The organism is Streptomyces boncukensis (genome assembly GCF_011045075.1).
Lineage (GTDB): Bacteria > Actinomycetota > Actinomycetes > Streptomycetales > Streptomycetaceae > Streptomyces > Streptomyces boncukensis.
In genome coordinates, this window is the sequence record NZ_JAAKZZ010000198.1 from 1 (window position 1) to 12,286 (window position 12,286).

Consider the following 12,286-nt stretch of genomic DNA (forward strand, 5'->3'; position numbering starts at 1 on the left):
TGGGTGGGGCGATGGTGGCGGTCGAGGCGCCCGAGGAGGAGGTGGCGGCTGAGCTGGGTGAGGGGGTGAGTATCGCGGCGGTGAACGGTCCTTCGGCGGTGGTGGTCTCGGGCCGGGAGGATGCGGTGCTGGCGGTGGCGGAGGTCTTTGCCGGGCGGGGGTGTCGGACGCGGCGGTTGCGGACCTCGCATGCGTTTCATTCGCCGTTGATGGAGCCGATGCTGGAGGAGTTCCGCCGGGTGGCGGAGGGGCTGTCGTATGGGGTGCCGCGGATTCCGGTGGTCTCCAATCTGACGGGTGAGGTGGTGGCGGAGTTTTCCGCTGAGTACTGGGTGCGGCATGTGCGGGAGGCGGTGCGGTTCGCGGACGGGGTGCGCACGCTGGAGGACCTGGGCGTGTCCCGGTTCGTCGAACTGGGCCCGGACGGGGTGCTGGCGGGCATGGCGCAGCAGTCCCTCGCCGCGCCCGAGTCCGCCGTCGTCGTGCCGGTGCTGCGCAAGGACAGGCCCGAGCCCGACGCGCTGGTGACGGCACTGGGCCGGCTGCACGCCGGAGGCCGGCAGGTCGACTGGGACGCGTTCTTCGCCGGGCGCGGGGAAGAGCGCGTGGAGCTGCCCACATACGCCTTCCAGCGCCGCCGGTTCTGGCTGGAGGCGTCGGCGGCGTCCTCGGGGGACGTGACCGCCGCCGGGCTGGAGAGCGCGGGCCATCCGCTGCTCGGCGCCGTGGTGGTCTCGCCCGGGGACGGCGGCGTGGTGCTCACCGGACGGCTCGGCCTCGACACCCACCCCTGGCTCGCCGACCACCAGGTGCTGGGACGGGTGCTCGTCTCCGGCACCACGCTGGTCGAGCTGGCCGTACGGGCGGGCGACGAGGCGGGCTGCGACGAGGTGGAGGAGCTGACCCTGCAACGGCCGCTGCTGCTGCCGGAGCACGGCGGCACAGCGGTGCAGGTGGTGGTCGGCCCGGCCGACGAGTCCGGGCGGCGCCCGGTCGCGGTGTACTCGCGCGACGAGGCCGCGCCCGCCGGACAGGAGTGGACCCGGAACGCCGAGGGCACGCTGGCCCGCGGCGCCGAAGCGCCCGCGTTCGACCTCACCGCGTGGCCGCCCGCCGGGGCGGAGGAGGTGGACGTCCGGGACGCCTATCCGCTGCTCGCCGAGCGCGGCTACGGATACGGCCCGGCCTACCGGGGGCTGCGCGCGGCTTGGCGGCGCGGCGACGAGATCTTCGCCGAGGTCGCCCCGGAACCGGACGAAGCCTCCGAAGCGGACGGAGCCGACAGCCGGTTCGCGCGCTTCGGCCTGCACCCGGCGCTGCTGGACGCCGCGATGCACGCGGAGGCGCTGCTGGACGAGAGCGGCCGCACGCTGCTGCCGTACTCCTGGAGCGGGGTGTGTCTGCACGCGGCGGGCGCCGGTGCGCTGCGTGTGTGCCTGCGCCGGGAGAGCGGGAGCGACGTCTCCTCGATGCGGCTGGCCGACGCGGAGGGCAGGCCGGTGCTGACGGTGCGGTCCCTGGTGGGGCGGCCCGTCTCCGCCGGGCAGCTCGCGGCCCCTTCCGGGCACGACAACTCGCTGTTCCGGCTGGCGTGGGAGCCCCTGGCCGCCCCGTCCTCGCCGGGCTCGCCGTCCTCCCCGCCCTCGCCGGGGCCGCTCGCCTGGATCGGCGGTCCGTCGGGCGGCGGGGACACCGGGTATCCCGATCTGGCCGCGCTGCGCGAGGCCGTGGCGGCGGGCGGCGCTCCGCTGCCGGGGACCGTGGTGCTGGAGGCCGTGGCCCCGGACGCGGGCGGCACGCCCGACCGGGTGCGGGAGCTGACGGCGCGGGTGCTGGGCGCGGTGCAGGCGTGGCTGGCCGAGGACCGGTTCGCCGACGCGCGGCTCGTCGTCCTGACCCGGGGCGCGGTGGCGCTCGACGGGGAGGACGTCACCGACCTGGCAGGCGCCGCCTGCTGGGGCCTGGTCCGCGCCGCGCAGGCGGAGCACCCCGGCCGGGTGCTGCTGGCCGACGCCGACGCCGGTCCCGGCGGGGACTCCGGATCCGCCGGGGACCTCGGCGCCGCGCTCGCGCGGATCGCGGAGTCCGGCGAGCCGCAGGCGGTGCTGCGCGGCGGCGAGTCGTACGCCGCGCGGCTGCGGCCCGCGGCCTCCGGCGCGGGGCTGGTGCCGCCCGCCGGCACCTCGCACTGGCAGCTGGAGGCCACCGGCAGCACCCTGGACGAGCTGGCCCTGGTGCCGTCCGACGCGCCGGGGGCGCCGCTGGAGGCCGGCCAGGTGCGGGTCGCGGTGCGGGCCGCGGGCGTCAACTTCCGGGACGTACTGGTCTCGCTGGGCATGTACCCGGGCGGCGGGAAGATCGGCGGCGAGGGCGCCGGGGTGGTGCTGGAGACCGGCCCCTCAGTCACCGGGCTGCGGCCCGGGGACCGGGTGATGGGCATCTTCACCAACGCGTTCGGACCGGAGGCGGTGACGGACCACCGGCTGCTGGCCCGCGTCCCCGCCGGCTGGTCGTACGCGCAGGCGGCCACCGTGCCGCTGGTGTACCTCACCGCCTGGTACGGGCTCGTCGACCTGGCGGCCGCCCGGGAGGGCGACCGGGTGCTCGTGCACGCCGCCGCCGGCGGGGTGGGCATGGCCGCCGTGCAGGTCGCCCGGCACCTGGGCGCCGAGGTGTTCGGCACCGCGTCCCCGGGCAAGTGGGAGACGCTCGCCGGACTCGGCCTGGACGAGGCGCACACGGCCAGTTCCCGCACCCTCGACTTCGAGGACGTGTTCCGTGCGGCCACCGGCGGGCGCGGCGTCGACGTCGTACTGAACTCGCTGGCCCGGGAGTTCGTGGACGCGTCGCTGCGGCTGCTCGCGGGCGGCGGCCGGTTCGTGGAGATGGGCAAGACGGATCTGCGGGACGCGCGCCAGGTGGCCGCCGACCACCCGGAGACCCGGCCGTCGTACCAGGCGTACGACATGATGGACGCCGGTCCCGACCGCATCCAGGAGATGCTGTCCGAGCTGCTGGCGCTGTTCGAGAGCGGGGTGCTGCGCCCGCTGCCGGTGCGCACCTGGGACGTGCGGCGGGCCCCGGACGCCTTCCGCCACCTCAGCCAGGCCCGGCACACCGGCAAGCTGGCCCTCACCATGCCGTCCCGGCCGGACCCTGACGGCACGGTGCTCGTCACCGGCGGCACCGGCGCGCTCGGCGCGCTGCTCGCCCGCCATCTGGTCACGGCGCACGGGGTACGGCACCTGCTGCTGACCAGCAGGCGCGGCCCCGAGGCCCCCGGCGCCGGGGAACTGGTGGCGGAGCTGGCGGAGCTCGGCGCGCGCGCCACGGTGGCCGCGTGCGACGTCGCGGACCGGGACGCGCTCGCGCGGCTGCTGGCCGAGGTGCCCGGCGAGCACCCGCTGACCGCCGTCTTCCACACCGCCGGGGTGCTGGACGACGGGGTGTTCGGCGCGCTGACCCCGGAGCGGATGGCCACGGTGCTCGGGCCCAAGGCCGACGCGGCGTGGCATCTGCACGAGCTGACCCGGGAGCTGGACCTGGCGGCGTTCGTGCTGTTCTCGTCCGCCGCCGGCGTCCTCGACGGCGTCGGACAGGGCAACTACGCGGCGGCCAACGTCTTCCTGGACGCCCTCGCGCGGCACCGCCGGGCCCAGGGCCTCCCGGCCCAGTCGCTGGCCTGGGGCCTGTGGGCGGGCAGCGGCATGGGCGGCGCGCTCGGCGAGACGGACCTGCGCCGCATGGAGCAGCAGGGCGCCGCCGCGCTCACCGCCGAGCAGGGCCTGGCGCTGCTGGACGCCGCGGGGCGGCTGGATGAGTCCACCGTCGTCCCCGTGCCGCTCAACCTCGGGGCGCGCGCCGCGCGGGACGGGCTGCCGCCGCTCTACCACGGGCTGGTGCGCCCGGCTCCGGCCCGCCGCGCCGCCGCGGCGGGCTCCGGGGCCGCCGGGCGCGCGGAGTCCGGGCAGTCGCTGCCGGAGCGGCTGGCCGCTGCGGCAGCGGACCAGCGCGAGCCGATGCTGCTGGAGCTGGTACGGGAGCAGGCGGCGGCGGTCATCGGGCACTCCGGCGCCGGGGAGATCGAGGCGGACCGGGCCTTCCGGGACCTCGGATTCGACTCGCTGACCACCATCGAGCTGCGCAACCGGCTCGCCGGCGCGACCGGGCTGCGGCTGTCCGCGACGCTGGTCTTCGACCACCCCGACCCGCAGACGCTGGCCCGGCATCTGCTGGCCGAGCTGGTCCCCGAGGCGGAGCAGCGCTCGGCGGCCGACCGGGAGGAGGCGTCCGTCCGGGAGCTCCTGGCGACGATCCCGCTGGCCCGGATGCGGGAGGCGGGGCTGCTGGACGAGCTGGTGAAGCTGGCCGAGTCCGGCGAGCCGGACGCGGCGGAGCCGGCCGGTCAGCAGGGCGACCAGGTGGCGGCCCTGAAGAGCATGGACGTCGGCGACCTGCTCCGCGCGGCCCGCGAGGCCACCTCGGGCTGAGCCCGCCGGGCCAACCGCAGAGGGGGTTCGCCGACCGCGTCGGCGAACCCCCTCTGCGGAACCGGGAGGGCTCAGGCGAGGATCTCGCTGGCGAGGGCCTCGACGGAGTCGGTGATGGTGATGTCCCGGTCGAAGTAGGGCACCAGCTCACGCGTCCGCTCGTACAGCTCGCGCGTCGCCGCGGACAGCTGCCCGGCCCCGCCTCGGATGTCCACCGCCTGGCAGGCGCAGAGCAGCTCGAACGCCACGACATAGGTGGCGTTCGCCAGCACTTCGCGGGCCCGGCGCGCGGCGACGAAGCCGAAGGAGACGATGTCCTGGAAGTCGCCCGTGGTGCTGAGCGTCTGGATGGACATCGGCATCGCCGAGGCGCGGGTCTCCGCCGTCACCGACGCCGTCATGAACTGGCCGCCCATCAGCCCCAGCCGCAGCCCGGCGTTCTCCTGGCACAGGAACGGCGGCAGGCCGTTGCTGTTGCTCTTGTCCAGGAAGCGGTCCACGCGGCGGTTGGCGAGGTTGGTGAGGGTGGTCAGCGCGATCACCAGATGGTCCATGGCCATGGCCACGTACTGGCCGTGGAAGTGCCCGTTGTGGAAGACCTCCTCCTCGGTGGGTACGACCAGCGGGTTGTCGTTGGACGAGTTCAGCTCGTCCTGCATCGTTCCGGCGACCGTGGTGAGGCAGTCCAGCACCGGGCCGAGGATCTGCGGGGTGCAGCGGATCGAGTAGGCGTCCTCGATCGGCTGGGAGCCCGCCTTGACCGAGGCGTCCATCTCCTGGGCCAGCAGCTCCTCGGTGTCCTGCTCCAGCACCGCCAGCCGGGAGTCCTGCAGGACCTCCCACAGCCGGGAGGCCACCGTCCGCTGCCCCCGGTGCGGCTTCAGCTCGTGCACCCGGGGGTCGAACGGCTTCGTCATGCCGCGCAGCCCCTCCACGGACAGCGCGGAGACCAGCACATAGGTGTCGAGCAGCCGGCGGGCCTGCTCCAGGACGACCGAGCCGAGGCCCACCATCCCGGAGGTGCCGTTGATCAGTGCGAGCCCCTCCTTGAAGCTCAGCTTCATCGGCGCGATGCCCGCGCGGCGCAGCGCCTCGGCGCCCGGCAGCACCTCGCCCTGGTAGCGGGCCCGCCACTGCCCGGCGCACACCAGGGCGATGGCGGCGAGCGGGCCGAGGTCGCCGCTGGTGCCCAGCGAGCCCTTCTCGGGCACACAGGGGGTGACCCCGGCGTTGTAGGCGGCGATCAGCTTGTCCAGGTTCTCCTCCGAGATGGCGGAGTTGCCCCGGGAGAGGGAGACGATGCGGGCCAGCATGATGGCGCGCACCGACGTGTCGTCCAGATACGCGCCGACGTTGGTCGCCACCGCGTTGATGAGGTTCTCCTGCAGCTCCTGCGCCATCGTGACCGGCACCAGGTGGTCGACGAAGCCGCCCATGCTGGTGTTGACCCCGTAGATGACGCGGCCGTCGCTGACGAATTTCTCCAGCGTCTCCCTGGACGTGCGGACGCGGTTCCGCACGGCGTCGTCGATGGCTATCGGAGTCGAATTCGCGACGACTGACCCGAACTTCTCCAGCTGTACGTCACGGCCCACGGAGAGTGTGAATGTCACGGTGCCTGTCCCTCATCTCATAGAGACTAGAAGAGTAATTCTCGTGGATTCGAATGCTTGCGGATGCACTGGGGGCATGCTGGATCAACGCTGCTTCGGGTCTTTGACCCCCCGCAACCCCTAAGCGCCCCGCACTTCGGCTCGCCAGGCCCGGTCTATCGCATGCCGCGCGTATTTCTAGGGGGAATCCGGGCACGGTTAGGGGTCTTTCGTGCTGGGCCGGACGGGGCGCACGGGTCTTGAATGAGGCCAGTGCGTCCGAGCGACGAACGCCCTACCGGACACCGACGGATGAGAGAGATGATGAGCCTTCTCAACCAGCAGAATCCGTTCTTTGCCCATCCTCATCTGGCCGGCTCGGTGTGGCCCGACCCGGTGCGCGACACGTTCGAGGACCGGGTGGCCGCCGTCGCCGCCGTGGGCTCGCCCGGTATGGGCATGGGCGCCTACGAGCTGGAGGAGGTGCTGAAGACCCGGTCGCTGGACAGCCTGCTGGGCGTCGCCGCCGAGCACGGAGTGCACATCGGCGAGATCGAGCTGCTGCTGGGCTGGCACGCCGACGGGGAGGAGGGCGAGCAGGCCCGGCGCACCGAGGAGCAGCTGTTCTCGTGGGCCGAGGCGTTCGGCGCCGAGCGCGTCAAGACCTCGGCGGTCTTCTTCCCGCCCGCCGGGCTGCCCCCGATGGACCTGCTGGTGGAGCGCTTCGCCGCGCTGTGCGACCGCGCCGCCGAGCGCGGCCTCGCCATGGAGCTGGAGCCCTTCGCGGTGTTCCCCGCCTTCCACTACGGCGTCGCGGCCGACGTCGTCGCGGCCGCCGACCGCCCCAACGGCGGCCTGCTGATCGACGCCTGGCACCTGTTCCGCGACCCGAACGGGCCCGGTGCGCTGGAGCGGGTCGAGGGCCGCCACATCACCGGCGTCGAACTGTGCGACGGCGCGGCCGACCCGGTCGGCGGCGACCTCCAGAAGGACTGCGTGGACTCCCGGATGCTGCCCGGCGAGGGCGACTTCGACCTCGTCTGGATGATGCGGACCCTGGAGGCGAAGGGCGTGGACGTGCCGCTGTCCACGGAGGTCCTCTCCGCACAGCTGCGCGAACTCACGCCCAAGGAGGTCGCGACCCGCACCACGGCCGCCGTCCGCAAGCTGCTGAGCGCGGCGGCACCGGCGTGACCGGCGCATCCGGTCCGGACGCCGCGGCCTCCGCCGCCGGCCTGCCCGGCCTGCCCGATCTGTCCGGCCGCACGGCGCTGGTCACCGGCGCCAACAGCGGCATCGGCCTGCCGACCGCGCGTGAACTGGCCCGCTACGGCGCCCGGGTGCTCCTCGCCTGCCGCGGCGCCGCCAAGGGCGAGGCCGCCGTCGCCCACATCCGCGAGCGGGTGCCCGGCGCCGAGGTGGAGACCGTCCAGCTGGACCTCGCCGACCTGGCGTCCGTCCGCGCCCTGGGCGAGGAGCTGCCGGACCGGCTCGACGGGCTCGACCTGCTCGTCAACAACGCCGGCGTCGGTATGATCCCCCGCCGGACCACGGCCGACGGCTTCGAGATGCAGTTCGGCACCAACCACCTGGGGCACTTCGCGCTGACCGGGCTGCTGCTCCCGCTGCTGCTGCGGCGGCCCGGCGCCCGCGTGGTCACCGTCTCCAGCGACAACCACGCCAAGGGCTCGCTCGACTTCGACGACCTGGGCGCGGAGCGCTCGTACAGCAGGAACGGCCAGTACGCCCGCTCCAAGCTGGCCAACCTGCTGTTCACCCGGGAGCTGCAGCGGCGTGCCGACGCGGTCGGCGCGAAGCTGCTGAGCGTGGCCGCCGACCCGGGCACCACCGCGACCAACATCGGCACGGCGCCCCGGTGGGTGACCGCGCTGATGGGGCTGTTCCTGCAGTCCCCCGACAAGGGCGCGGCGCCCTCGCTGCACGCCGCCACGGCCGCCGATGTGACCGGCGGCGGCTGCTACGGCCCCGGCCCGAAGCTGGTGACGCCCGCGGAGAACGCGCGGGACGAGCAGAGCGCGGTGCGGCTGTGGGAGATCTCGGAGGGGCTCACCGAGGTCCGGTTCACCGGGCTCGCCGAGTCCGCGCGCTGAGCCCCCGAAGACCACCTCCCGGGCGGAGGCCGGACGCGCCCCCCACGCGCCCGGCCTCCGCCGCCCGTACGTGTACGGGTGGCACGGGCTCTGTCACAGCGGCCCTGTCACGGCTGGCCGGCGCGGCATGCGCCGAGCCACGCGGACGCGGCGGCGAATGCGCGATGGGACGCGCTCCCCGCGTCCGTGCCGTCCGGCGGATCCGGGGAGTGCTGCGGATACGAACCGAGGAACCGCACCTTCGGGCAGGTCCGCTTGAGCCCCATCAGGGCCTCGCCGACCCGCCGCTCCGCGATGTGCCCCTCGCAGTCGACCGAGAAGCTGTACCGGCCCAGGCCCGCGCCGGTCGGCCGGGACTCGATGCGCACGATGTTCACGCCGCGCGTCGAGAACTCCTGGAGCAGCTGCAACAGGGCGCCCGGCCGGTCGTCGTCCAGCCACACCACCAGCGAGGTCTTGTCGCGCCCCGTGGGCGGTGCGGGCGGCGCGGGCCGGCCGACCAGGACGAACCTGGCCTGTGCGTTCGCCACCTCGTGGATGCCGCGGGCCGCCGGCGCGAGCCCGTACCGGGACGCGGTGAACTCCCCGGCGAACGCGCCGTCGCAGCGGCCCTCCTGGACGAGCCGCGCGCCGTCCGCGGTGGACGGCGCCGACTCCCACTCGGCGTGCGGCAGCCGGGCGGCGAGCCAGCCGCGCACCTGGGGGAGCGCTGCGGGGTGCCCCGTCACGGTCTTCACGTCCTCCAGCCGGGTTCCGTCCCGGACCAGCAGCGCGAAGGTGAGGGGCTGCATCGCCTCCCGGCGGATCATCAGCGGCTGGTGCGCGGCGAGTTCGTCGAGCGTCGCGGTCACCCCGCCCTCGACGGAGTTCTCGATGGGGACGAACGCGGCCTCGGCCTCCCGGGCCCTGACGGACCCGAGGGTGGCCGGGATCGAGGGGACGGGGACCAGTTCGTACGCGTCGGACCCCGGCAGGGCGCGCAGGGCCGCTTCGGTGAAGGTGCCCTCGGGGCCGGGATAGCACAGCCGTCCTGGAGAATGCGCCTGTGGAAAGGGGAAATCGGCCGATCCCTCGGTATGTGCAAGATGAAACTTCCCGTTTCCGGCATTCGGTCCTGCGCACTCGCCTGTCATCCTGGCGGAACCCTTCGTGTCAGCGGACCGGAATCGATGAAGCGGCCACTGAGATGTTCCGGCCCGCCGACACCCGCGAACAACCCCTATCGCCCCCACCACAGGCGTCCCGAGGAGTACGGGGCCTGCTTGCCGTTGTTTCCGGGCAGGGGCTGCCCCTGGCTGTGCTTTGCGCGCAGCCACGGCGCTAGGCGTGTGCGAGGGCGCTCGGAGTGCGGCACCCGACAATCGCGGGGGCCTCCTGGATCAGCGAGTCGTCGGCCAGCGCTTCGACCATGAACAGCGCGAAGTCCACACGGCGGGTCCGGTCGCTGGCCAGCACCGGGTCCCCCACGTGCCGGCTCCACACGGGCAGGCCCTGGCTCTCGCCCTCCTCCAGGGTGCTGCCGCGCACCACGGTCCAGCGGGTGCCGCTGGCGAACACCCGGCGGCACGCCTCCACCTGGTCGTCGATCTCGACATAGCGCAGGAGCCTGCCCAGCAGTGCGGCGATCCGGAGGCCCGCCCGGAACGTCCGCGTGTAGGTGTCCCTGCCGTCGCGGGAGATGTGCCAGCCGCAGGAGAAGACCAGCCGCGCGCCCGGCCGCGCGTGGTCGAGCACGGCCTGCGCGGTGCCCGACGCGTACTGCTGCACGCCCCAGGGCACCAGCACCGTCAGCACCGCGTCGCACCCGGCGACCGCCCGCCGGATCACCTCCGGGTCGTTCGTGGGGCCGGGCACGAGCGTGATCCGGTCCGCGAGCGCGGCCAGTTTCGGCACGCTGCGCTCCCGGCACACCCCGACCACCTCGTAGCCGCGGTCCAGGGCGTGCCGGACCAGGTACTGCCCGAGCTTGCCCGACGCCCCGATGACGCAGACCTTCTGCACACGCTCCGTGCCCATGGTGCCGCCCTTCGCCGCGATGGCTGCCTTATGCTGTAAGGCAAGCTAGCCTTATACCGTAAGGCGGTCAAGCGAAGGGCAGAGGAGGGGCCGATGGGAACGGAGGGCCGGGGACGGCGCGGGACGCAGGCCCGCGCGCCGCTCAGCCGCGAGCGGGTGATCCGCGCGGCGATGGCGGTGGCGGACGAGAAGGGGACGGCCGCCCTGACCATGCGGGCCATCGCCGGGCCGCTGGGCGTCGAGGCGATGTCGCTCTACCACCACGTCGCAGGCCGGGAGGACATCCTCGACGGCATGGTGGACGCGGTGTTCGCCGAGATCGACCTGCCGCCGCACGGGGCGGACTGGAAGAGCGCCATGCGCCACCGCGCGGCCTCGGCGCGCGCCGTGCTCCGGCGCCACCCGTGGGCGGTCTCCCTGATGGACTCCCGGAGCCGGCCGGGCCCGGCGACGCTGCGCCACCACGACGCCGTCCTCGGCGCGCTGCGGGCCGGCGGGTTCTCCGTCCCGATGGCCGCGCACGCCGTCTCCCTCATCGACAGCTATCTGTACGGCTCCGTGCTCCAGGAGCTGAGCCTGCCGTTCACCGGCGCGGCGGAGCTGGAGGAGGTCGCGGACGCCATCCTGCGCGAGCTGCCCGCCGACACCTACCCCCATCTCGCCGAACTCGTCACCGAGCACGCCCTCAAGCCCGGCTACGACCACACCGCCGAGTTCGGCTACGGCCTCACCCTCATCCTCGACGCCCTGCGGCCGGACGAGGCCGGGCAGCGCGGCTGACCATCACCGGCAACCTCCGCGCCCTCCGAGGCAACCAAGGAGCAACCACCGGGTGCGACAGCACCACGCTCCAGCCTTCGAAGGCGCAGGAGGAGAAGACGAGATGACACGATCAGTCCCACAGCGACGCACCCTGGCGGCCGCGGCCGCGCTGGCCGTCGCGTGCACGGCCGGCGCGGCCCTGTCGACAGCCCCGGCGCCCCCGGCGTCGGCGGCCTCCCCGGCGTCCCCGGCGCCCTCGGCGTCGGCGGCGGCCGGTACCGCGAGCGGCTACGCGACCGAGAACGGCGGGACCACCGGCGGCGAGGGCGGCGCGACGGTCCGCGCGGGCACGGGGACCCAGATCCACCAGGCCCTGTGCAGCCGGGCGGGCACCGACACCCCGCTCACCATCGAGGTCGAGGGGACCGTCAACCACGGCAACACCAGCAAGGTCTCGGGCGACAGCTGCGACACCGCCGAGGACAAGATCGAGCTCAAGCGGATCAGCAACGTCACGATCATCGGAGTCGGCGGCGGCGCCGTCTTCGACCAGGTGGGCATCCATATCCGCGAGTCCCGGAACATCATCATCCGGAACGTGACCGTCCAGAACGTCCGGAAGTCGGGCTCTCCCACTTCCAACGGCGGGGACGCGATCGGGATGGAGAAGGACGTCAGCAACGTCTGGGTCGACCACACCACCCTGCGCGCCTCGGGCGGCGAGGACGAGGGGTACGACGGCCTCTTCGACCTGAAGAACAACACCCGCTATGTGACGCTGTCCTACAGCGTGCTGCGCGACTCCGGCCGCGGCGGGCTGGTCGGATCCAGCGAGAGCGACCGCTCCAACGGGTACCTCACGTACCACCACAACCTGTACCGGAACATCGACTCCCGCACCCCGCTGCTGCGCGGCGGCGAGGCCCACATGTACAACAACCACTACGTGGACGTCCACGAGTCCGGCATCAACTCCCGGGCCGGCGCCCGCGCCAAGGTGGACAGCAACTACTTCCAGGACTCCCGCAACGTCCTCGGCACCTTCTACACCAACGAGGCCGGGTACTGGGAGGTCAGCGGCAACGTCTACGACAACCTGACCTGGTCCACGCCGGGTGACAAGACCAACCCGGCCGGGCCCGACCCCGAGTCCACCACCAGCGTCGACATCCCCTACGGCTACCAGCTCGACGACGCGCGCTGCGTGCCGGACATCGTGAGCCGGACGGCCGGCGCCGGCACCGGCCTGGGGGAGTCGGACGGCCGGTGCTAGGCGGTGTCCGGCGGAGCATGTGTTTCCTCTCTCGGGGCTGTT

7 protein-coding genes and 1 pseudogene are annotated in these 12,286 nt (G+C 73.7%); 5 read left to right on the forward strand and 3 right to left on the reverse strand.

Annotation, left to right across the window (positions count from 1 at the left end; all coding sequences use genetic code 11):
• Nucleotides 1-4,490 (forward strand): SDR family NAD(P)-dependent oxidoreductase (locus tag G5C65_RS19330; RefSeq protein ID WP_165300130.1); only part of this gene is annotated, 4,490 nt, incomplete at its 5' end.
• A 71-nt stretch (nucleotides 4,491-4,561) separates the two neighbouring features.
• Here the strand turns inward: G5C65_RS19330 and G5C65_RS19335 are convergent.
• Nucleotides 4,562-6,103: a phenylalanine aminomutase (D-beta-phenylalanine forming) gene (locus tag G5C65_RS19335; protein WP_165300131.1), complete on the reverse strand. Its 1,542-nt coding sequence runs from the start codon at nucleotides 6,101-6,103 to the stop codon at nucleotides 4,562-4,564.
• Nucleotides 6,104-6,403: 300 nt separating this feature from the next.
• On the opposite strand from G5C65_RS19335, the gene G5C65_RS19340 reads away from it, so the two are divergent.
• Nucleotides 6,404-7,276, forward strand: coding sequence for a sugar phosphate isomerase/epimerase family protein (locus G5C65_RS19340; protein ID WP_165300132.1), 873 nt, complete (start codon nucleotides 6,404-6,406; stop codon nucleotides 7,274-7,276).
• A complete protein-coding gene (locus G5C65_RS19345) occupies nucleotides 7,273-8,193 on the forward strand; it encodes an oxidoreductase (RefSeq protein WP_338146531.1) in 921 nt (306 codons plus the stop codon). Before G5C65_RS19340 ends, G5C65_RS19345 begins: the two co-directional genes overlap by 4 nt.
• A 107-nt stretch (nucleotides 8,194-8,300) precedes the next feature.
• On the opposite strand, the gene pheA is transcribed toward G5C65_RS19345, so the two are convergent.
• Both pheA and G5C65_RS19355 read right to left on the reverse strand, forming a co-directional pair.
• A complete protein-coding gene (gene pheA / locus G5C65_RS19350) occupies nucleotides 8,301-9,326 on the reverse strand; it encodes a prephenate dehydratase (protein WP_165300133.1) in 1,026 nt (341 codons plus the stop codon).
• A 187-nt stretch (nucleotides 9,327-9,513) separates the two neighbouring features.
• Nucleotides 9,514-10,209, reverse strand: coding sequence for an NAD(P)-dependent oxidoreductase (locus tag G5C65_RS19355; RefSeq protein WP_165300134.1), 696 nt, complete (start codon nucleotides 10,207-10,209; stop codon nucleotides 9,514-9,516).
• Nucleotides 10,210-10,302: 93 nt separating this feature from the next.
• On the opposite strand from G5C65_RS19355, the gene G5C65_RS19360 reads away from it, so the two are divergent.
• Both G5C65_RS19360 and G5C65_RS19365 read left to right on the forward strand, forming a co-directional pair.
• Nucleotides 10,303-10,989, forward strand: coding sequence for a TetR/AcrR family transcriptional regulator (locus G5C65_RS19360; RefSeq protein WP_241265906.1), 687 nt, complete (start codon nucleotides 10,303-10,305; stop codon nucleotides 10,987-10,989).
• 103 nt (nucleotides 10,990-11,092) lie between these two features.
• Nucleotides 11,093-12,241 (forward strand): annotated as a pseudogene (locus G5C65_RS19365) (pectate lyase family protein); the annotation flags it as partial.
• Nucleotides 12,242-12,286: the final 45 nt, after the last annotated feature.

Excerpts from the sequence above, each read along its gene's own strand:
- pheA (WP_165300133.1), bottom strand. The coding sequence starts at position 9,326 with ATGACAGGCGAGTGCGCAGGACCGAATGCCGGAAACGGGAAGTTTCAT.
- G5C65_RS19340 (WP_165300132.1), top strand. The coding sequence starts at position 6,404 with ATGATGAGCCTTCTCAACCAGCAGAATCCGTTCTTTGCCCATCCTCAT.
- G5C65_RS19355 (WP_165300134.1), bottom strand. The coding sequence starts at position 10,209 with ATGGGCACGGAGCGTGTGCAGAAGGTCTGCGTCATCGGGGCGTCGGGC.
- G5C65_RS19360 (WP_241265906.1), top strand. The coding sequence starts at position 10,303 with ATGGGAACGGAGGGCCGGGGACGGCGCGGGACGCAGGCCCGCGCGCCG.